This is a genomic window from Bradyrhizobium betae (assembly GCF_008932115.1).
In the GTDB taxonomy this organism is placed as follows: domain Bacteria; phylum Pseudomonadota; class Alphaproteobacteria; order Rhizobiales; family Xanthobacteraceae; genus Bradyrhizobium; species Bradyrhizobium betae.
The window spans coordinates 383957-403847 of sequence record NZ_CP044543.1 but is presented as its reverse complement, the minus strand read 5'-3'; the positions used below and the strand labels follow the sequence as shown (position 1 = coordinate 403847).

Here is a 19891-nt window from a genome sequence, read left to right as displayed (position 1 = left end):
ATTTTACGGATCAGGATTGGTGGAATGCTTTTGAAATGTTCCGTGGTGCGCGTGAGCATCGGTGCTGCATGCTTTGCGCTCGTCGGCATCGGCCCGTTGCGCGCAGAGCCGGTGTTCGACGGTTTGGCCGGCGCATGGTCTGGCACCGGCACCATGAAGCCTTCGGACAGCCCGCGCGAAAAAGTTCGCTGCAAGGTGGCCTACAACGTCACCAGGCCCGGACGCTCGTTGACGCTCGACCTGCGCTGCGCGAGCGATGCCTACAAGATGGTTCTGTCCGCGAACATCGAGCAGAGCGGGACGGAGCTTTCCGGCAATTGGTTCGAGAGCGAATACCGGCAGGGTGGCAAGGTCTACGGCACGAACAAAGATGGCCTGATCGAGGCGCGAATTGAGGGAAACACCGTGGCTGCGCTGGTGACGATCCAGACCAAGGCCGGTCATCAGTCCTTCCTGATGGAAGCCCCGGGCTCCTGGATGTCGGAGGTCGCGATCGAGTTGAACAAGGAGCCGAAGTGATCGTCCCGAACCTGCCCGGCGTGGCGCTGCGATAGCGGCGGCCACCCGACGGGCTTCGATCATCAAGGTCCCAACGATCCGGCCGGCCTTTCGCGCATCGGTGACGCCGCAGTCTTTTGCGTCACCGCCACCGTCAGGTACTAAGCCGGCGCTGGTTGCGGCTTCGGTTGCCGCGCCAGCGCCAGCACGATCAGAGCGGCGAACACGCAGAGCGCGCCGGCGATGAAGAAGGCGGGCAGATAGCTCTGATAGACCGTCCGCGAGAAACCGGCGCCGAAAGCGGCGGTGCCCGCGCCGAGCTGATGGCCGGCGAAAATCCAGCCGAACACCAGATTGGCGCGCTCGGGTCCGAACTTCTGCGCGGTGAGGCGCACCGTCGGCGGCACCGTCGCGATCCAGTCGAGCCCGTAGAACATCGCGAACAGCGACAGGCCGTAGAACGAGAAATCGCTGAAGGGCAGGAATAGCAGCGAGAGCCCGCGCAGGCCGTAGTACCAGAACAACAGATAGCGATTGTCGTAGCGGTCCGACAGCCAGCCCGACATGATGGTGCCGAAGAAGTCGAAGATGCCCATCGCGGCGAGCAGGCTCGCGGCCTGCACCTGCGGGATGCCGAAATCCAGGCACATCGGGATCAAATGTACCTGGACGAGGCCGTTGGTGGACGCGCCGCAGACGAAGAAGGTGGCGAACAGGATCCAGAACGCGCGCGACTTCGAGGCATCGCGCAGCGTGCCGAGCGCCACGCCCGTGATCGAGCCGTGGTTGACCGGCGGGGTGGGCAGGGGCTCGGTGCCTTCGTCACCGAACGGACGCAGTCCCACATCGCTCGGCCGGTCGCGCATCGCGAGCAGGACTGCGAGGGCGGACACGCCGAGCGCGATGCAGACGAAGCCGAGCGCCAACCGCCAGCCGTAGCGTTCGGTGAGGCTCGCGAGCAGCGGCAGGAACACGAGCTGTCCGGTGGCGACGCTCGCGGTCAGGATACCGACGACGAGGCCGCGCCGCGCCGCGAACCAGCGCGTCGCGATGGTCGCGCCCAGCACCAGCGCGGTCATGCCGGTGCCGATGCCGATCACCACGCCCCACAGCGCGACGAGCTGCCAGACCTCGGTCATGCCGAGCGAGAGGACCAGCGCCGAGACCACGATGAGCTGCGCCGTCAGCGTGACATTGCGCAGGCCGTAGCGGTTGAGCAGGGCGGCCGCGAACGGCGCCATCAGCCCGAACAGGATGAAGCGGATCGAGAGCGCGGAGGAAATTTGCGCCGTGCTCCAGCCGAACTCCTTCTGCAGGGGAACGATGAACACGCCGGGCGCGCCGACCGTGCCCGCGCTGATCAGCGCGGTGAGGAAGGTCACGCCGACCATCACCCAGCCGTAGTGGATGTTGCGGCGGGAAAGCGCTGCCGCGAGCCAGTTCGAGATCATTGGGCCTCAACGTTTGATGGGCAGGTTTCGAAACACCTGCGCGAGTTTCCAGAATGGCACGGGCGCTGTCTGTCGGAAATGACAGAGTTCCCTCATTTTCGGACGCATGCGCGTCAGTGCGTGAGACGCTCCACCGCGATCGCCGTGGCTTCGCCGCCGCCGATGCAGAGCGCCGCGACGCCGCGCTTGAGGTTGTTGGCCTCGAGTGCGTGCAGCAGCGTCACGATCAATCGCGCGCCGGTGGCGCCGATGGGGTGGCCGAGCGCGCAGGCGCCGCCGTTGATGTTCAGCTTGTCGCGGGGAATGCCGAGATCGCGCTGCGCCGCCATCGCCACCACGGCGAAGGCCTCGTTGATCTCGAACAGGTCGACGTCACCCGCGCTCCAGCCGACCTTGTCGAGCAGCTTGCGGATCGCCGGGATCGGCGCGGTGGTGAACCATTGCGGCTCCTGGCTGTGAGTGGCGTGGCCCTTGATCACGGCCAGCGCCGGCAGACCCTCTCGATCGGCGAGCGAACGCTTCGTCAGCACCAGCGCCGCGGCGCCGTCGGCGTTGGCGGAAGAGGCGGCCGGCGTGATGGTGCCGTTGGCGCGGAAGGCCGGCTTCAGGCCGGGGATCTTGGCGGGGTCGACCTTCAGCGGATGCTCGTCATTGGCGATCTCGCGCGGGCCGGCCTTCTCGGTCAGCGTGATCGGCGCGATCTCGGCCTTGAACGCACCGCCCTCGACCGCCTTGCGCGCCCGGCCGAGCGTCTCCATCGCATAGGCGTCCTGGTCCTTGCGGGTGAACTGATAGGCCTCCGCGGTCGCCTCGCCGAAATCGCCCATGGAACGGCCGGTCTCGTAGGCGTCTTCGAGGCCGTCCATCATCATGTGGTCGATGATGCGGTCATGGCCGACGCGGTAGCCGCCGCGCGCTTTCGCCAGCAGATACGGCGCGTTGCTCATGCTCTCCATGCCGCCGGAGACGACGATCTCGGCCGAGCCCGCGCGGATGATGTCGTGCGCCAGCATGGTCGCCTTCATGCCGGAGCCGCAGACCTTGTTGACGGTGGTGGCGCCGGTGGCATCGGGAAGTCCCGCGGCCCGCGCGGCCTGCCGCGCCGGCGCCTGTCCCTGGCCGGCAGGAAGGACGCAGCCCATGAAGACCTCGTCGACCTTCTCGGGCGCGAGTGTTGCGCGCTCCAGCGCGGCCGCGATCACATGCGAGCCGAGTTTGTGCGCGGCGAATGGCGACAATTCGCCCATGAAGCGGCCGAGCGGGGTGCGGGCGGCGGAGACGATGACGACGGGATCGGCGGCTTCGGCCATGACGAAACTCCCTGCGATGGCGGGTAAGATTATGGTCATCATATGATGCGGCGCAAAAAATGCAACTGTGGCAGGGATGAGAAAATGTCGTGATACGGGGGTGAGGTTTGTTGCGGCGCTGTTTCTTCATCCGTGTCCCGGACGCGTCGCGACGTGCAACGTCGGGACGCAGAGCCGGGACCCAGAGCCGCGCCGACCTCGTTGATGCATGGGCACCGGCTCGGCAGCGCACCGCCAAAACGGCGCTGCGCTGCGTCCGGGGCACCGAAGCCTGTGCCTACCGCTTCCGGTTCACAAACGCCTGCATCAGCCGGGTCGGCTCGTCGGTCAGGAACGATTCGCCGAACACCTTGACGCTGAGGTTCACCGACTCCGTCAGCGGCAGTTCCTCCCATTGCCGCAGCAGCGCCTTCTGCGAGCGCAGTGCTTCGGGGCCGCATTCGAGCAGCGCGTTGATGAGGTGCTCGACCTCCGCGTCCAGTCCGCCCTCCGGCGCGACCTTGTCGACCAGGCCCCAGGCCAGCGCCGTCGGTGCGTCGATGTTCTCCGCCGTCATCACCAGCCAGCGCGCGCGGGCCCAGCCGATCAGGCGCGGCAACAGCGCGGCGTGGATCACCGAGGGGATGCCGACGCGCACCTCGGGCATGCCGAAATGCGCATCGTGCGCCGCAATCCGGAAGTCGCAGGCCGCCGCGACCTCCAGCCCGCCGCCGAGGCACCAGCCGGGCATTCGTGCGATCACGGGGGCCGGGAATTGCCGCACGGCTTCGCAGAGATCGCGCAGGCGGCTGATGAAAGCTTCGGCCGATGTCTGGTCGAGATTCGCCATCTCCTTGATGTCGGCGCCGCCGATCATGCTCTTCTCGCTCTGGCCGCGCAGCACCACGACGCGGATGCTGCGGTCTGAGCTGAGCTGCTGCAGGCCCTGGCGGACCGCGTCGGTCACGGGCGAGCCTAGGATGTTGAGCGAGCCGGCGTTGCAGATCGCGACATGAACGACGCCGCGCGCGTCGCGCGTCACGCCGCAGTGCTGATTGAGCATTTCCATCGTGGGTCTCGAAAGTTTCGTGGACAGGCGCAAGGCGCACCGGTCCGGATCACTTCCGGGCCGAAACGCCGGTCTTGTCAAGCGGACAGGGGACGGAGTTGCCAGTGCGAAATCCGTGGCATAGTATGACAGATATCATACAAAGAGGCCGCCATGACCAGTGACGATCAACTCGAGCTGTTTTCGCCGGCGCAGCGGCGCGAGCGCATGGTGGACTGGCAGGTTCCCGCGCCGGTCGCCAAAGTGGCCATGGGCCTGTCAGGCATGGACGCGATGCTGGGCATTCGCGACGGCCGTTTGCCACCGCCGCCCTTCGCCAGGCTGATCGGCTTTACAATGGCCGTGGTCGAGCCGGGCCGGATCGTGATGGAGCTGGAGCCACGCGAGGACCTCGAAAATACCATCGGTCTGTTGCACGGCGCGACCGCGGCGGCGCTGATCGATACCGCCATGGGCTGCGCGATTTCGACTCGGCTGGAGGCCGGGCAGTCGTCCGTGACGCTCGACCTGAAAATGACCTTCCTGCGACCGCTGTCGGTCCGGTCGGGGCTGATCTCGGCCGAAGGTAAAGTGATGAAGCTGGGCCGCCAGACCAGCTACACCGAGGGCTTCGTGCGCGACGGCAAGGGCGCGCTCGCAGTCCATGCAACTACAACCTTTTCCATGATCGGCGCAACAACTTGATATGAATTAATGCACACGCCGGGCCGTTCCTGTGTTATGAAATGATCTCCGACATTCAATGAGACGTGCATGCGCTATTCCCGGGAACACAAGCAGGAAACCCACGACCGCATCGTGAAGAAGGCCTCGGTGCGGCTGCGGGAGAAGGGCGCCCACGGCATCGGCGTCGCCGACCTGATGAAGGAGGCGGGCCTGACCCATGGCGGCTTCTACGCGCATTTCGACTCGCGCGAGGCGCTGGTGATCGAGGCCTTTGCCTACGCCATGGACCGCTCGATGGAGCACTGGCGCAAGCAGTCCGATCAGGTCGCGCCCGAGAAGCAACTGACCCAGATCGTCGAGACCTATCTGTCGACCCTCCACCGCGACAATCCCGGCCATGGCTGCTCGATTCCCGCGCTGGGCGCGGAGATCGCCCGCGAGAGCCCGAAGACCCGCAAGGCCTTTGCCGGCAAGCTCGACGAGATGGTCGAGATGATGACCGACTTCATTCCGAACCTGCCGCGCAAGGCCGCCCGCAAGCAGGCGATCGCGACGCTGGCGACCATGGCCGGCACCATGCTGCTGGCGCGGATTGCCGGCTCGAGCGAGCTGTCGGACGAGGTGCTGAAGGCCGGCAAGGACAGCGCGCTCGAGGGTGCGAAGCGCGAGCCGAAGGCGGCGGCGGCGAAGAAGCCGAAGCAGGGTTAGGCTTCACCGCCCCCCGAACAACGCCCGGTCCCGTTCCACGATCTCGCCGATGTAATCCGCCACCGCCCGGATCCGCGCCAGATCCTTGCTGTCGGCGTGCATCAGCATCCAGAACGTGCGGGTGATCGAGATCTCCTCCGGCAGCACCGCCACGAGTTGCGGATAGTCGCTCGCCATGAAGTGCGGCAGCACGGCGATGCCGAAGCCCGAGAGCGTGGCATTGAGCTGCGCGATCAGATTGGCGCTGCGGAAACGCGCGGAAATCCGCGGCGACACCTGCGGCAGATAGTCGAGTTCCGGCGTGAACAGCAGCTCCTCGATGTAGCCGACGAAGCGGTGCTGCGGCAGCATTTCGCGGGAGGTGATTTTAGGGAAGCGGTCGAGATAGGCGGGCGCCGCGTAAAGCCCGAGGCGGTAGTCGAGCAGCTTGCGGCCGACGATGCGGCCTTCCTTCGGCATGGTGAGGCTGATGGCGATGTCGGCCTCGCGCTTGGAGAGGCTGAACAGGCGGGCGGTAGCTACAAGTTGCAAATCGAGGTCGGGGTAGCGGTCCGCGAACGGGGCCAGCCGCGGCGCCAGGAAGGCCGTACCGAATCCGTCGGGCGCGCCGATCCGCACCGTGCCGGTCAACCGCGCGACGGAGCCGCCGACCTGCTCCTGGTTGGCGACGATGGTTGATTCCATGGCTTCCGCGCTGTCGGCGACGCGCTGGCCAGCCTCGGTGAGCAGATAGCCGGTCTTGCGCCGGTCAAACAGCTTGGCCGAGAGGTGCTTTTCCAGCCGGTCGACGCGGCGGATCACCGTGGCATGGTCGACGCCGAGCTGCTTGGCCGCAGCCGAAACCGAGCCACCCCGCACGATGGCCAGCACGAAGCGGAAGTCGTCCCAGTCGAGTTGACCTTGATCCAGCATTTCCGCACATCTATGGTGCATTATCTCAGACTTGAATCCTATAAAATGCAGGTCGATAGGATTTGTCAAAGCGATCAGACCGGGACCTAAGGAGTTCATTCCATGCGCGCAGTCGGACATTTCATCGGTGGCAAGGAGGTCAAGGGCACCTCGGGCCGCACCGCCGACGTTTTCGAGCCGATGACCGGTGACGTCCAGGCCAAGGTGGCGCTGGCGTCCAAGGCCGAAGTCCGCGCCGCTGTCGAGAACGCCCGCGCCGCGCAGCCGGCATGGGCTGCGACCAACCCGCAGCGCCGCGCCCGCGTGATGATGAAATTCGTCGAGCTGGTGCAGCGCGACTACGACAAGCTCGCCGAGATGCTGGCGCGCGAGCACGGCAAGACCGTGCCGGATGCCAAGGGCGACATCCAGCGCGGCCTCGAGGTCGCGGAATTTGCCTGCGGCATTCCGCATCTGATGAAGGGCGAGTACACCGAAGGCGCCGGCCCCGGCATCGACATCTATTCCATGCGCCAGGCGCTCGGCGTCGTTGCCGGCATCACGCCGTTCAATTTCCCGGCGATGATCCCGATGTGGAAGTTCGCGCCCGCGATCGCCTGCGGCAATGCCTTCATCCTGAAGCCGTCGGAGCGCGATCCCGGCGTGCCGATGATGCTCGCCCAACTGATGATCGAAGCGGGCCTGCCGGCCGGCATCCTCAACGTCGTCAATGGCGACAAGGAGGCGGTCGACGCCATCCTCGACGATCCCGATATCAAGGCCGTCGGCTTCGTCGGCTCCACGCCGATCGCGCAGTACATCTACGAGCGTGCCGCCCAGACCGGCAAGCGCTGCCAGTGCTTTGGCGGCGCGAAGAATCACGCCATCATCATGCCGGACGCGGACATGGACCAGGCTGTCGACGCGCTGATCGGTGCCGGCTACGGCTCGGCCGGCGAACGCTGCATGGCGGTCTCGGTTGCCGTCCCTGTCGGCAAGTCCACCGCCGACCGTCTCATGGAAAAGCTGATCCCGCGCGTCGAGTCTCTGAAGATCGGCACCTCGATCGATCCGTCAGCCGATTTCGGTCCGCTGGTGACGCGCGAGGCGGTCGAGAAGGTCAAGGGCTACATCGACATCGGCATCAAGGAAGGCGCAACGCTCGCCGTCGACGGCCGCGGCTTCAAGATGCAGGGCTACGAGAACGGCTTCTATCTCGGCGGTTCGCTGTTCGACAACGTCACCAAGGACATGCGGATCTACAAGGAAGAGATCTTCGGCCCGGTGCTCTCGGTCGTGCGCGCGCACGACTACAAGGAAGCGCTGGCGCTGCCGTCCGAGCATGATTACGGCAACGGCGTCGCCATCTTCACCCGCGACGGCGACGCCGCGCGCGACTTCGCGGCCAAGGTCAATGTCGGCATGGTCGGCATCAACGTGCCGATCCCGGTTCCGATCGCCTATTACACCTTCGGCGGCTGGAAGAAGTCCGGCTTCGGCGATCTCAACCAGCACGGCCCGGACTCGGTCCGCTTCTACACCAAGACCAAGACGGTGACCTCGCGCTGGCCGTCCGGCGTCAAGGAAGGTGCGGAGTTCTCGATCCCGCTGATGAAGTGATCCTTCCGCCGTCATTGCGAGGAGCTCTTGCGACGAAGCAATCCAGACCGTCTCCGCGGAGGGATGCTGGATTGCTTCGCTGCGCCCGCAATGACGATGGAGTGAAAGGGTAGGCGGCAGCATGCAGTTCGCTCTGAACGAGGATCAGGTCGCGGTTCGCTACATGGCGTTGGCGTTTGCGGCGGAAAAGATCGCGCCGCACGCGCTGCGCTGGGACGAGGAGAAGCATTTTCCCGTCGACGTGATGCGCGAGGCGGCAACCCTCGGCATGGGCGGCATCTACATCCGCGAGGATGTCGGTGGCTCCGCCATGACGCGATTCGACGCGGCGCTGATCTTCGAGGCGCTGGCGACGGGCTGCCCGACCACCTCGGCGTTCATTTCCATCCACAACATGGCGTCCTGGATGATCGATGCCTACGGCAACGACGCCCAGCGCCACACATGGCTGCCGAAGCTCTGCTCGATGGAGCTGATCGCGAGCTATTGCCTGACCGAGCCGGGCGCCGGCTCGGATGCGGCGAGCTTGCGCACCCGCGCGGTGCGCGACGGCGACCATTATGTGCTGAACGGCCAGAAGCAGTTCATCTCGGGGGCCGGCGGCACCGATCTGCTGGTCGCAATGGTTCGCACCGGCGGCGATGGCCCCGGCGGTATCTCGACCCTCGTCATCGACGGCAAGACGCCGGGCGTCTCCTTCGGCGCCAACGAGCGCAAGATGGGCTGGAACGCGCAACCGACCCGCGCGGTGATGTTCGAGAACGCCCGCGTGCCTGTTGCCAACCGGTTGAGCGAGGAGGGCGCCGGCTTCAAGATCGCGATGGCCGGCCTCGACGGCGGCCGCCTCAACATCACGGCGTGCTCGCTCGGCGGCGCCCAGACCGCGCTCGACAAGGCGCGCGCCTACATGAAGGAGCGCAAGGCGTTTGGAAAACGCCTCGACGAATTCCAGGCGCTGCAGTTCCGCCTCGCCGACATGGCGATCGAGCTCGAGGCCGCGCGCACCTTCCTGTGGCGCGCCGCCGCTGCGCTCGACCGCAAGGATCCCGATGCGACCATGCTGTGCGCGATGGCCAAGCGGTTCGGCACCGATGCCGGCTTCGAGGTCGCCAACCAGGCGCTGCAGCTTCACGGCGGCTACGGCTACCTCAGCGAATACGGCATCGAGAAGATCGTGCGCGATCTGCGCGTGCACCAGATTCTCGAAGGCACCAATGAAATCATGCGGCTCATCGTGGCGCGCAAGCTGATCGAGGGCGCGCGATGAACGCAGTGGAAGAGGGCGACCTCATCGTTCGCCGCGAAGGCGCAGCGGGCGTGATCCGCCTCAACCGGCCCAAGGCGATCAACGCCATGACGCTGGAGATGTCTGAGGGCATCGACGCGGCGCTCGATCGCTTCGAGGCTGATCCTGAGGTGGCTGTGATCATCCTGGAAGGCGCCGGCGAGCGCGGCCTCTGCGCCGGCGGTGACATCCGCGGGCTCTGGGAGAGCTCGCGCGAAGGCGGCGACCTCGGCGCGCGATTCTGGCGCCAGGAATACATCATGAATGCGCGGATCGCGAAGTATCCGAAACCGTATGTCGCGTTCATGGACGGCCTCGTGATGGGCGGCGGCGTTGGTCTTTCCGGCCATGCCAGCCATCGTATCGTCACCGACCGGACGAAACTTGCGATGCCCGAGGTCGGCCTCGGCTTCTTCCCGGACGTCGGCGGCACCTGGCTGCTGTCGCGTTCGCCCGGCGAGATCGGCACCTATTTCGGCCTCACCGGCCAGACCATGAACGGCCCCGATGCGATCCACGCGAAGTTCGCCGATGCCGTGGTGCCCGCGGCCAAATGGCCGGAGCTGCGCGAGGCACTGACGCGGGTTGGCCCAGCAGCGAGCCCGGCCGAAGTCAGCAAGCTCATCAACAGCTTCGCGACGGGCGATGCGGCCGGTCCGGTCGCGGCAAAGCAGGCGATGATCGATGCGCTGTTCGGCTTCGACCGCATGGAGGACATCTTTGCCGCGCTGACGCGCGACGGCTCCGAGTTCGCATTGGCGACGTTAAAGACACTTGGTGAGAAGTCACCGCGCGGCATGGTGGTGACGCTGAAGCTGCTGCGCCTCGCTCGCAAGACTTCAACGCTGGAAGAATGTCTCGTGCGCGAATATCGCGCCGCGCTGGAAGTCTTCCGCAGCGACGATTTCCGCGAAGGCGTGCGTGCCGCCGTGATCGACAAGGACCGCAACCCGACCTGGTCGCCGCCGCGGATCGAGGACGTGACACCGGACATGCTTGCGTCATATCTCGCCGAGATCGGCGCCGACGAGCTGAAGTTCAACTAATCAACGAAACGTCACAGCGGAGGATATCGAGATGGCCACGATCGCATTCATCGGTCTCGGCAACATGGGCGGCCCGATGGCGGCCAATCTGGTCAAGGCCGGACACAAGGTGGTGGCGTTCGACCTCGTCGAGGCCTCGCGCGCGCAAGCCAAGGCTGACGGTGCCGCCATCGCCGACAGCGCGGCGGGCGCGGTCAAGGGCGCCGATGTCGTCGTCACCATGCTGCCGGCCGGCAAGCACGTGCTCGGTGTCTGGAACGAGGTCGTCCCTGTCATGACCAAGGGCGCGTTGATCATCGATAGCTCGACCATCGACGTCGAAAGCGCGCGTCAGGCGCACGCGCTTGCGGCCAAGAACGGCGTGCTCTCGGTCGATGCGCCAGTTTCCGGCGGCACCGGCGGCGCCAAGGGTGCGACGCTCACCTTCATGTGCGGCGGAGAGGAGGGCGCATTTGCTGCGGCCAAGCCCGTGCTGGAGAAGATGGGCAAGAAGATCGTGCATTGCGGCGGTGCCGGCGCAGGGCAGGCGGCCAAGATCTGCAACAACATGATCCTCGGCATTTCCATGATCGCGGTGAGTGAGGCCTTTGCGCTGGGCGAAAAGCTCGGGCTCTCGCATCAGGCGCTGTTCGACGTCGCCTCGACATCGTCCGGCCAGTGCTGGTCGCTGACGACCTATTGTCCGGTGCCGGGTCCGGTCCCGACCTCGCCCGCCAACAACGACTACAAGCCGGGCTTCGCCTCGGCGCTGATGGTGAAGGATCTGACCCTGGCGCAGGACGCCGCGAAGGCTGCGGGCGCGGCGACGCCGCTCGGCCAGCATGCGCAGGAGATTTACCAGGCCTTCGACAAGGCGGGCCAGGGTGGGGTGGATTTTTCCGGAATTATCGAGCACGTTAGGGGGCTGGCTCGATCGTCGTCATCCTGAGGTGCGAGCCGAGCGAGCCTCGAAGGATGAAAAAACGGTGCCTGTGGCCATCCTTCGAGACGCCGCTTCGCGGCTCCTCAGGATGACGGCAGTGAATTTGGTGAAGCCGGATGACCACATTTCAGGACGCTCGCGCGTTTCTTCTGCAACATCGCACGGACTACGAGACAGCGGTTAGGGATTTCCGCTGGCCAGATCCGGTCCCCTTCAACTGGGCGCTCGACTGGTTCGACGCCGAGCTGGCGGCGAATGCGGACAGCAGGGATTTGCCCGCGCTCTGGATCGTCGATGCCGCGCAGGACAAACAGACGAAGCTGTCTTTCGCTGCGCTCTCGAAGCGCTCGAACCAGGTTGCCAACTTCCTCCATGCGCAAGGCCTGAAGCGCGGCGATCATCTCCTGCTGCTGCTCGGCAATGTGGTTCCGCTGTGGGAGACCATGCTGGCTGCGATCAAGCTCGGCGTCGTCGTCATTCCGGCCACCACGTTGCTCACCGCCGACGAGCTGCGCGACCGGCTCGATCGCGGCAAGGCGAAAGCGGTGGTTGCTGCGCAAGACCAGGTCGCCAAGTTCGCGAGCCTTGGTGCCGAGAATGTCGTCCGCATCGTGGTCGGTGCCGGCTCCGATGGCTGGCTTGGCTATGACGAGGCCGCGTCGGCGCCGGAAAGCTTCACGCCCGACGGCCCAACCCACGCCGACGACCCGATGCTGCTCTATTTCACCTCGGGCACCACGGCAAAACCAAAACTGGTGCTGCACAGCCAGCGCAGCTATCCCGTCGGCCATCTCTCCACCATGTACTGGATCGGGCTGAAACCCGGCGACGTCCATCTCAACATCTCCTCGCCCGGCTGGGCCAAGCATGCCTGGAGCTGCTTCTTCGCGCCGTGGAACGCGGGCGCCACCGTGTTCGTGGTCAACCAGCCGCGCTTCGACGCCAAGGCGCTGCTCGCCACCATCGGCCGCTGCGGCGTCACCACGCTGTGCGCGCCGCCGACGGTGTGGCGCCTGTTCATCCAGGAGAACCTCGCATCGTTCAAGGTCGCACTTCGCGAGGTCTGCGGCGCCGGCGAGCCGCTCAATCCCGAAGTGATCGACCAAGTGAAGGCCGCCTGGGGGCTCACCATCCGCGACGGCTACGGCCAGACCGAGACGACTGCGCTCGCGGGCAACTCGCCGGGGCAGACAATCAAGGTCGGCTCGATGGGCCGGCCGCTGCCGGGCTATCGCGTGCAGGTCAGCGACGCCGACGGTCACCCCGCGAAGGAAGGCGAGGTGACACTGGTGCTGGGCGCGAACCGTCCCGCCGGCCTGATGCAGGGTTATCAGGGCGACGAGGGCAAGCTCTCGGGTGCCGAAGGCGCGCTCTATCGCAGCGGCGACGTCGTGTTCGAGGACGAGGACGGCTATCTCACTTTCGTTGGCCGTTCCGACGACGTGTTCAAATCCTCGGACTACCGCATCAGCCCGTTCGAGCTGGAAAGCGTGCTGCTGGAGCACGAGCTGGTGGCGGAAGCGGCCGTGGTGCCGAGCCCCGATCCGATCCGGCTCGCGATCCCCAAGGCGTTCGTGTTGCTTACGGCAGACGCCGAGCGGACGGCCGAGACCGCGCTCTCCATCTTCCAGCACCTGCACAGCCGTCTTGCGCCGTTCAAGCGTATCCGCCGTCTCGAAATCGTCACCGAGCTGCCGAAGACGATCTCTGGCAAAATCCGCCGCGTCCAGCTACGACGGCTGGAGCGCGACGACGACCGCAACGATCCCCTCCGCGGCCGGGAATTCCGCGAAGAGGATTTTCCGGAACTGTCGAAACAAGAAGTGAGACCTGAAGCGACATGAACGAAATCTGGAAGAAGCCGCCGATCACGCTGGAGGCCTATCAGGCTCTGGTCGGCAAGGAGATCGGCGTCTCGTCTTGGTACCTGATCGACCAGCCCCGCATCGACACCTATGCCGACGTGACCGAGGATCACCAGTTCATCCACGTCGATCCCCAAAGGGCGAAGGAAAGCGCGTTCGGCACCACCATTGCGCACGGCTTCCTGACGATGTCGATGATGTCGGTGATGTCCTACGAAGTGATGCCAGCGATCGCGGGCACGACGATGGGCGTCAATTACGGCTTCGACAAGCTGCGCTTCATCTCGCCGGTACGCTCGGGCAAGCGCATCCGCGGCCGCTTCGTGCTGGCCGAGGCGAAGCTGCGCAAGCCCAACGAATTGCAGTCCCGCACCAACGTCACCGTGGAGATCGAAGGCGAGGACAAGCCGGCGCTGGTCGCCGACTGGCTCGGGCTGATCTATTTTGCGTGAGTCTGGGTGGGCTTGACCAAGCCCTCCATCGCTGCTCAAAAGCTGTCCAAATCTCGTGCGGAGCGCTCTTACCCTCTCCCCTTGTGGGAGAGGGTGGCTTCGCGGAACGCGAAGCCGGGTGAGGGGTCTCTCTCCGCGAGCGCATCTGTTGCGAGAGACCCCTCATCCGGCGCTTCGCGCCACCTTCTCCCACAAGGGGAGAAGGAAGAAGAAGCAGGAACTGCACAATGGCAATCAGGTTCGACGGACGCGTCGCCATCGTCACCGGCGCGGGCAATGGTCTGGGACGCGCGCACGCGCTGGGATTGGCGAGTCGCGGCGCAAAGGTCGTGGTCAACGATTTCGGTGGCGCACGCGACGGCAGCGGCGGCTCGCTGTCGCCGGCGGAAACCGTGGTCGAGGAGATCCGCAAGGCGGGCGGCACCGCGATGGCCGACGGCGCCGACGTCTCGAATTTCGAGCAGGTCACGGAGATGGTGGCGCGCGCCACCAAGGAGTGGGGCAGCGTCGATCTGATGTGCGCCAATGCCGGCATCCTGCGCGACAAGTCGTTCGGCAAGATGGAAGCCGCCGATTTCCAGAAGGTGCTCGACGTGCACCTGGTCGGCACCTTCTACTGCTGCAAGGCGGTCTGGGCCGGCATGCGCGAGCGCAACTACGGCCGCATCGTGCTGACGACCTCGTCCTCCGGCCTCTACGGCAATTTCGGCCAGGCCAATTACGGCGCGGCGAAATCAGGAATGGTCGGCCTGATGAACGTGCTGGCCGAGGAGGGACGCAAGACCGACATCCGCGTCAACATCATCTCGCCGACCGCGGCCACCCGCATGACCGAAGAGCTGCTACCGCCGCAGGCGCTGCAATTGATGAAGCCGAACGCGATCACGCCCGCCGTCGAGTACATGCTGAGCGAGGATGCGCCGACCCGCACCATCATGGGCGCCGGCGCCGGCTCCTTTGCGGTCATCAAGATCCTGGAGAGCGAAGGCATCAACCTGCCGGAGTCCGAGTGGACGCCGGACGCGGTCGCCGCGCATTTCGCCGAGATCAGCGACATGTCCAAGGCGAGGGCGCTCACGGGCGCGTTCGAGCAGACGCAGAAATACGTCGCCCAGGCGGCGGCACGGGCGGGCATCAAGCTGTAGCTCCACTGTCGTTCCGGGGCGCTGCGCAGGGCTGACCAGGGAATATACTCTTCGTCATGGCCGGGCTTGTCCCGGGCATGACGACCTGTTCTTTCGCGTGCAGCCTGGCCTAAACTCCCGCCATGACCCCACCGGACACCCATGTCACCATCATCGGCGCCGGCCCCGCCGGGCTGATGGCGGCTGAGGTCCTGGCCCACGGCGGCGCGCATGTCACAGTCTACGACGCGATGCCGTCCGCGGGCCGCAAATTCCTGATGGCCGGCCGGGGTGGGCTCAATCTCACCCACAGCGAGCCGCTCGCGGATTTCCTTGTCCGCTACCGGGAGGCGATGCCGCATCTGCGCGCCGCGGTCGAGGCGTTTCCGCCCGATGCGCTGCGCGACTGGAGCGCCGCACTTGGGCAGGTGACCTTCGTCGGCAGCAGTGGGCGCGTGTTTCCCAAAACGTTCAAGTCCTCGCCATTGCTGCGCGCCTGGCTGCGGCGCCTCGATGCGGCAGGCGTGCAATTCGCGTTTCGGCATCGCTGGACCGGATGGGACGCGCAGGGGCGGCTCAAATTTCAAACAGCCGATGGCACGTTTGCGATCGACGCCAAAGCCACGGTGCTCGCGCTCGGCGGTGCAAGCTGGCCGCGGTTGGGTTCGGACGGAGGCTGGGTCGAACTCCTCGCGGAGAAAGGCATTGCCATCTCGAAGTTGCGGCCGGCCAATTCCGGCTTCAGGGTCGCATGGTCCGATGTGTTCCGTGATCGCTTCGAAGGCCAACCGCTCAAAGGCGTGGCGCTGACGATCGGAGCGCACACGGTGCGCGGTGAGGCGATGATCACGCGCAGCGGCATCGAGGGCGGCGCGATCTATGCGCTGTCGGCGGAACTGCGCGAGGCGGTGCTGGGTCTCGGGCAGGCGCGGCTTCTGATCGCCTTGCGGCCCGATCTCGACACTGCCGCGCTGACCACGCGGCTATCAGGCACGCGCGGCAAGCAATCGCTCGCCAACTTCCTGCGCAAGGCGGCGCAGCTGTCGCCGGTCGGCATCGGCCTGATGCAGGAGGCCGCCATCGCATCCGGCCGGCCGCTGGCCTCGCTCGCGCCGGCAGATCTGGCGCACCTGATCAACGCCATCCCGGTTCAGCTCACCGGGATAGCCCCGATTGACCGCGCCATCTCGACCGCGGGAGGGATCACCTTCGACGAACTCGACGAGCACTTCATGCTACGCAAGCTGCCCGGCGTGTTCGCCGCCGGCGAGATGCTGGACTGGGAGGCGCCGACGGGAGGTTACCTGCTGCAGGCCTCGTTTGCGACGGGAGCTGCCGGGGGCAGGGGCGTGCTGGAGTGGCTGAAGCGTTCATAGAACGCCGCCGCCCTTCGAGGCCTCCGCTTCGCTCCGGCACCTCAGGGTGACGGCTACGAGAGAGCGTCATAGCAACGACAGACTAACGAGAGCGTCATCCTGAGGTGCGAGGTTTCCGGTGCGAAAGCGCCGGAAGCCGAGCCTCGAAGGATGCGCGGGCACTCCTGCGTCTACCTCAGCTTGCCCCGGGCCGACACCGGCAGCGTGCCGATGATCTCCTCGCCGCGCACCATCACCACCTCGTCCATCATGTTGACGACGACGCAGACATGGTTCGGCACGACGCGCACGACGTCGCCGACGTTCGGACGCGTGTTGCTGCGGGAGAGATCGAGGAAGCCGTGCTCTTCGGCGAAGCGTGCGATCCTGGCTTCGGGGTGTTCCAGGATCAGGCCGTGGCCCTCGAGCCCGCCGGTGTCCGTGGTCAGCGTCTTGGAGCCGGCGTCGAGAATGCCGCGCTCGGGCGCGGCGCGGCTCACCACCGTCGAATAGATGTGCAACGCGCAGTCATCCCAGGTCGCGGAGCCGGCCGCGACCTGCATGCGGTCGTTGTAGATATAGGTGCCGAAGCGATGTTCGGTGCCGCCCTTGAGCTTGCCGATGTTCTTCAGGTTCGGCGTGCCGCCGGTCGAGACGATCGTCGCCTCCAGCCCGTGCGCGCGCACGCCGGCCAGCGCCTCGTCGTAGAACTCCTGCGCGTCGGCCCAGCCGGTCTCGGTCGGATACAGCATGAAGCCGGCGAAGTGCAGGCCCTTGGACGCGGCGATCTCGCGCGCCAGCGCAATCGCTTCCGCCGGTGTCTCGACGCCGGTGCGCTTGCGCCCGGTGTCGCATTCGACCACGACCGAGAGCGGTCGGCCTGATGCGGCGGCGGCCTTCGGCAGGCCCGCGACGACGGTCGCATTGTCGGCGGCCACCGTCATGTTTGCCTTGGCTTGCAGCGCGCCGAGCCGCGCCATCTTTTCTTCGCCGAGCAGATTGTAGCTGATCAGAATGTCGTCGATGCCGGCATTGGCCATGATCTCGGCCTCGCCGAGCTTCTGGCAGGTGATGCCCTTGGCGCCGGCCGCGATCTGCATCTTCGCGATGGTCGGATTCTTGTGCGTCTTGATGTGCGGCCGGTTGGCGATGCCGGCATCGTCGCAGGCCTTCTGGATGCGTGCGATGTTGCGCTCGACCTTGTCCATGTCGATGACGGCGCAGGGCGTGCCGTATTCGCGGGCGATCTTGGCGGCGAGGGGAGTGGTCATGAGTTAAGCCTGTTCGATTTCTTCGCGGAGCATTTCCAGTTCGAGCCAGCGCTCTTCGGCGGCGGACAATTCACTATGCGCCTTGGCGATGGCGGCAGAGGTATCGTCGAATTTCCTGCGATCCTTGACGTAAAGTTTGGGATCGTCGAGCACGCGTTGCAGCCTGGCGATGTCGGCCTGCAATTTTTCCATCGTCTTCGGCAGCGTTTCCAGCGCGTGCTTCTCGTTGAAGCTAAGCTTGCGCTTGGATGCGGATGCGGTGGCCGCAGGCCGTTCCCCCTTGGTCTCCGCGGAGGCTTGCGCTTTCGCGACCTCGCGCTTCAGGTCGGCGCCGCGCTGGATCAGCATGTCGCTGTAGCCGCCGGCATATTCCGTCCATTTTCCGTTGCCCTCCGGCGCGATCACCGAGGTGACGACGCGGTCGAGGAAGTCGCGGTCGTGGCTGATCAGGATCACGGTGCCCTCGTAGTCGCCGAGCATGTCTTCGAGCACGTCGAGGGTTTCGAGATCGAGGTCGTTGGTCGGCTCGTCCAGCACCAGCAGGTTGGACGGTTTGGCCAGCGCGCGCGCCAGCATCAGCCGGCCGCGCTCGCCGCCGGAGAGCACCTCCACAGGCGTGCCGCGCTGCTCCTGTGCGAACAGAAAGTCCTTCATGTAGCCGACCACATGCTTCGGCTTGCCGCCGACCATGATCTGGTCGCCGCGGCCGCCGGTCAGCGCTTCCGCCAGCGTCGATTTGGGATCGAGGCTTTCGCGGTGCTGGTCGAGAGTGGCCGTCTCCAGATTGGCGCCGAGACGTACCGTGCCGGAGTCCGGCTGTGCGCCGCCGGTGAGGAGGTTGACCAGCGTGGTCTTGCCGGCGCCGTTCGGCCCGATGATGCCGATCCGGTCGCCGCGCTGGATGCGGGTGGAGAAATTGTCGACGATGATGCGCCCGCCATAGGCCTTGGTGATGCCCTTGGCTTCGATCACCAGTTTGCCGGACTGGTCCGCCTCGGCCGCGGCGAGACTGGCGGTGCCGGCGGTGCCGCGATAGTTGCGGCGCTGGTCGCGTAGCGCATGCAGATTGCCGAGCCGCTTGACGTTGCGCTTGCGGCGGCCGGAGACGCCGTGGCGCAGCCAGTGCTCCTCGTCGACGATCTTGCGGTCGAGCTTGTGCTGGTCGCGTTCTTCTTCCGCCAGCACCTCGTCGCGCCAGCTCTCGAACGAGGCAAAGCCGCGGTCGATCTGCTTGATCTTGCCGCGATCGAGCCAGGCCGTGGAGCGCGAGAGATTGGTGAGGAAGCGGCGGTCATGGCTGATGATCACCAGCGCGCTGCGGCGGCCGTCGAGCTCCTTTTCCAGCCACTCGATGGTGGCGAGATCGAGATGGTTGGTCGGCTCGTCGAGCAGCAATATGTCGGGCGAGGGCGCCAGCACAAACGCCAGCGCGGCGCGGCGCGCTTCGCCGCCCGAGAGGTTGTGCGGGTCCTCGTCGCCGCTGAGGCCGAGCTGCTCCAGGAGATAGCGCGCCTGATAGGAATCGTCGCCGGGCGCGAGCCCGGATTCGACATAGCCGAGCGTGGTCTTGTGCTCGCCGAAATCCGGCTCCTGCGGCAGATAGCGAACGGTGGCGCCGGGCTGCACGAAGCGCGTGCCGCCGTCGGGCTCGACCAGGCCCGCCGCGATCTTCAGCAGCGTCGATTTGCCGGAGCCGTTGCGGCCGATCAGGCAGACGCGCTCGCCGGCCGCGACATTGAGCTCGACGCCCGACAGCAGCGGCGTGCCGCCAAAGGTCAGCCTGATGTCCTTCAACTGGATCAGTGGGGGCGCCATGGTCAGCCCTGACTCAAATTCTGGCTCGTTGCGGTCGCATCCGTGCGGCGGCGTTGGATCCGGCGCAGCGTCTGGTCGAGCGCGGAGAGGAAGGCCGAGCGGTCGCGCGGCGCGAACGAGCGCGGGCCGCCCGTGACTTCACCGGCAGAACGCAGATCGGTCATCAGATTGCGCACCGCCAGCGTCATGCCGATCGATTCCTCTGTGAACGGCTTGCCGTTCGGCGCGATCACGTCGGCGCCCGCCTTCACGCAGCGGCTGGCCAGCGGAATATCCGAGGTCACGACGACGTCGCCGGGTTTGACCCGCTCCACGATCCAGTCGTCGGCGGCGTCCATGCCGGCGCCCGCCGCGATGCGCTCGATCAGCGGATCCTGCGGCACACGGATGAAGTTGCCGGCGACCACGCTCACGGGCACGCCATGCCGGAGCGCGACGCGGTAGATCTCGTCCTTGACCGGGCAGGCGTCGGCGTCGACATAGATGCGGGTGGGGGTATCAGTCATTCGCGGCGTGGTACCCCATTCGGGCCCTAAAGGCGAGGGGATTGACCGGTGTTCCCCG

Annotated in this window: 17 protein-coding genes and 1 pseudogene; 11 read left to right on the top strand and 7 right to left on the bottom strand. The window is 66.0% G+C overall.

What is annotated here, in order from left to right:
- Window positions 1-24 precede the first annotated feature (24 nt).
- Entirely contained in the window at window positions 25-519 is a 495-nt protein-coding gene (locus F8237_RS02120) for a hypothetical protein (RefSeq protein ID WP_151642186.1), read from the top strand.
- 140 nt (window positions 520-659) lie between these two features.
- On the opposite strand, the gene F8237_RS02115 is transcribed toward F8237_RS02120, so the two are convergent.
- The 3 genes from F8237_RS02115 to F8237_RS02105 all read right to left on the bottom strand — a co-directional run bounded on the left by F8237_RS02115 (window position 660) and on the right by F8237_RS02105 (window position 4307).
- Window positions 660-1949: an MFS transporter gene (locus F8237_RS02115; RefSeq protein WP_151642185.1), complete on the bottom strand. Its 1290-nt coding sequence runs from the start codon at window positions 1947-1949 to the stop codon at window positions 660-662.
- Window positions 1950-2062: 113 nt separating this feature from the next.
- A complete protein-coding gene (locus F8237_RS02110) occupies window positions 2063-3259 on the bottom strand; it encodes an acetyl-CoA C-acyltransferase (RefSeq protein WP_151642184.1) in 1197 nt (398 codons plus the stop codon).
- Between the two features lie 277 nt (window positions 3260-3536).
- Window positions 3537-4307 (bottom strand): enoyl-CoA hydratase, encoded by a 771-nt coding sequence (locus F8237_RS02105; RefSeq protein ID WP_151642183.1) that lies wholly within the window; start codon window positions 4305-4307, stop codon window positions 3537-3539.
- A 153-nt stretch (window positions 4308-4460) separates the two neighbouring features.
- Here F8237_RS02105 and F8237_RS02100 point away from each other — a divergent pair, with 153 nt between their 5' ends.
- Both F8237_RS02100 and F8237_RS02095 read left to right on the top strand, forming a co-directional pair.
- On the top strand, window positions 4461-4991 hold the full coding sequence (locus F8237_RS02100) for a PaaI family thioesterase (RefSeq protein WP_162005835.1): 531 nt from the start codon (window positions 4461-4463) through the stop codon (window positions 4989-4991).
- Window positions 4992-5060: 69 nt separating this feature from the next.
- Window positions 5061-5681 (top strand): TetR/AcrR family transcriptional regulator, encoded by a 621-nt coding sequence (locus tag F8237_RS02095; RefSeq protein ID WP_151642181.1) that lies wholly within the window; start codon window positions 5061-5063, stop codon window positions 5679-5681.
- A gap of 3 nt (window positions 5682-5684) precedes the next feature.
- On the opposite strand, the gene F8237_RS02090 is transcribed toward F8237_RS02095, so the two are convergent.
- The gene (locus F8237_RS02090) at window positions 5685-6593 is read right to left on the bottom strand and encodes a LysR family transcriptional regulator (protein ID WP_151642180.1); all 909 of its coding nucleotides are present in this window, start codon (window positions 6591-6593) and stop codon (window positions 5685-5687) included.
- Window positions 6594-6695: 102 nt separating this feature from the next.
- On the opposite strand from F8237_RS02090, the gene F8237_RS02085 reads away from it, so the two are divergent.
- From F8237_RS02085 to F8237_RS02050, 8 genes and pseudogenes are all read left to right on the top strand, one after another.
- Complete coding sequence (locus tag F8237_RS02085) at window positions 6696-8192, top strand: CoA-acylating methylmalonate-semialdehyde dehydrogenase (protein WP_151642179.1); 1497 nt, start codon at window positions 6696-6698, stop codon at window positions 8190-8192.
- A gap of 121 nt (window positions 8193-8313) precedes the next feature.
- Entirely contained in the window at window positions 8314-9459 is a 1146-nt protein-coding gene (locus F8237_RS02080) for an isobutyryl-CoA dehydrogenase (protein ID WP_151642178.1), read from the top strand.
- Window positions 9456-10523: an enoyl-CoA hydratase/isomerase family protein gene (locus tag F8237_RS02075; protein ID WP_151642177.1), complete on the top strand. Its 1068-nt coding sequence runs from the start codon at window positions 9456-9458 to the stop codon at window positions 10521-10523. Before F8237_RS02080 ends, F8237_RS02075 begins: the two co-directional genes overlap by 4 nt.
- Before the next feature lie 13 nt (window positions 10524-10536).
- Window positions 10537-11451: pseudogene (gene mmsB / locus F8237_RS02070) on the top strand (3-hydroxyisobutyrate dehydrogenase); the annotation flags it as partial.
- Between the two features lie 110 nt (window positions 11452-11561).
- Window positions 11562-13289, top strand: a complete 1728-nt coding sequence (locus F8237_RS02065) for an AMP-binding protein (RefSeq protein WP_151642175.1) — start codon at window positions 11562-11564, stop codon at window positions 13287-13289.
- Window positions 13286-13762: a MaoC family dehydratase gene (locus F8237_RS02060; RefSeq protein WP_151642174.1), complete on the top strand. Its 477-nt coding sequence runs from the start codon at window positions 13286-13288 to the stop codon at window positions 13760-13762. Before F8237_RS02065 ends, F8237_RS02060 begins: the two co-directional genes overlap by 4 nt.
- A 227-nt stretch (window positions 13763-13989) precedes the next feature.
- Window positions 13990-14907: an SDR family NAD(P)-dependent oxidoreductase gene (locus tag F8237_RS02055; RefSeq protein ID WP_151642173.1), complete on the top strand. Its 918-nt coding sequence runs from the start codon at window positions 13990-13992 to the stop codon at window positions 14905-14907.
- 122 nt (window positions 14908-15029) lie between these two features.
- Window positions 15030-16262 carry a BaiN/RdsA family NAD(P)/FAD-dependent oxidoreductase gene (locus F8237_RS02050; protein ID WP_151642172.1) on the top strand — a complete coding sequence of 411 codons (1233 nt, stop codon included), beginning with the start codon at window positions 15030-15032 and terminating at the stop codon, window positions 16260-16262.
- 170 nt (window positions 16263-16432) lie between these two features.
- Here F8237_RS02050 and F8237_RS02045 read toward each other — a convergent pair whose 3' ends face one another.
- The 3 genes from F8237_RS02045 to F8237_RS02035 are packed head-to-tail and all read right to left on the bottom strand — an operon-like array spanning window position 16433 to window position 19833.
- On the bottom strand, window positions 16433-17512 hold the full coding sequence (locus tag F8237_RS02045) for an alanine racemase (RefSeq protein ID WP_151642171.1): 1080 nt from the start codon (window positions 17510-17512) through the stop codon (window positions 16433-16435).
- A gap of 3 nt (window positions 17513-17515) precedes the next feature.
- Window positions 17516-19327 carry an ABC-F family ATP-binding cassette domain-containing protein gene (locus F8237_RS02040; protein ID WP_151642170.1) on the bottom strand — a complete coding sequence of 604 codons (1812 nt, stop codon included), beginning with the start codon at window positions 19325-19327 and terminating at the stop codon, window positions 17516-17518.
- Window positions 19328-19329: 2 nt separating this feature from the next.
- Window positions 19330-19833 carry a YaiI/YqxD family protein gene (locus tag F8237_RS02035; protein ID WP_151642169.1) on the bottom strand — a complete coding sequence of 168 codons (504 nt, stop codon included), beginning with the start codon at window positions 19831-19833 and terminating at the stop codon, window positions 19330-19332.
- Between the last annotated feature and the right edge of the window lie 58 nt (window positions 19834-19891).

Bases quoted from the DNA above. Each gene is read 5' to 3' on its own strand.
- F8237_RS02120 (WP_151642186.1), top strand. From the start codon at position 25: ATGCTTTTGAAATGTTCCGTGGTGCGCGTGAGCATCGGTGCTGCATGC.
- F8237_RS02115 (WP_151642185.1), bottom strand. From the start codon at position 1,949: ATGATCTCGAACTGGCTCGCGGCAGCGCTTTCCCGCCGCAACATCCAC.
- F8237_RS02110 (WP_151642184.1), bottom strand. From the start codon at position 3,259: ATGGCCGAAGCCGCCGATCCCGTCGTCATCGTCTCCGCCGCCCGCACC.
- F8237_RS02105 (WP_151642183.1), bottom strand. From the start codon at position 4,307: ATGGAAATGCTCAATCAGCACTGCGGCGTGACGCGCGACGCGCGCGGC.
- F8237_RS02100 (WP_162005835.1), top strand. From the start codon at position 4,461: ATGACCAGTGACGATCAACTCGAGCTGTTTTCGCCGGCGCAGCGGCGC.
- F8237_RS02095 (WP_151642181.1), top strand. From the start codon at position 5,061: ATGCGCTATTCCCGGGAACACAAGCAGGAAACCCACGACCGCATCGTG.
- F8237_RS02090 (WP_151642180.1), bottom strand. From the start codon at position 6,593: ATGCTGGATCAAGGTCAACTCGACTGGGACGACTTCCGCTTCGTGCTG.
- F8237_RS02085 (WP_151642179.1), top strand. From the start codon at position 6,696: ATGCGCGCAGTCGGACATTTCATCGGTGGCAAGGAGGTCAAGGGCACC.
- F8237_RS02080 (WP_151642178.1), top strand. From the start codon at position 8,314: ATGCAGTTCGCTCTGAACGAGGATCAGGTCGCGGTTCGCTACATGGCG.
- F8237_RS02075 (WP_151642177.1), top strand. From the start codon at position 9,456: ATGAACGCAGTGGAAGAGGGCGACCTCATCGTTCGCCGCGAAGGCGCA.
- F8237_RS02065 (WP_151642175.1), top strand. From the start codon at position 11,562: ATGACCACATTTCAGGACGCTCGCGCGTTTCTTCTGCAACATCGCACG.
- F8237_RS02060 (WP_151642174.1), top strand. From the start codon at position 13,286: ATGAACGAAATCTGGAAGAAGCCGCCGATCACGCTGGAGGCCTATCAG.
- F8237_RS02055 (WP_151642173.1), top strand. From the start codon at position 13,990: ATGGCAATCAGGTTCGACGGACGCGTCGCCATCGTCACCGGCGCGGGC.
- F8237_RS02050 (WP_151642172.1), top strand. From the start codon at position 15,030: ATGACCCCACCGGACACCCATGTCACCATCATCGGCGCCGGCCCCGCC.
- F8237_RS02045 (WP_151642171.1), bottom strand. From the start codon at position 17,512: ATGACCACTCCCCTCGCCGCCAAGATCGCCCGCGAATACGGCACGCCC.
- F8237_RS02040 (WP_151642170.1), bottom strand. From the start codon at position 19,327: ATGGCGCCCCCACTGATCCAGTTGAAGGACATCAGGCTGACCTTTGGC.
- F8237_RS02035 (WP_151642169.1), bottom strand. From the start codon at position 19,833: ATGACTGATACCCCCACCCGCATCTATGTCGACGCCGACGCCTGCCCG.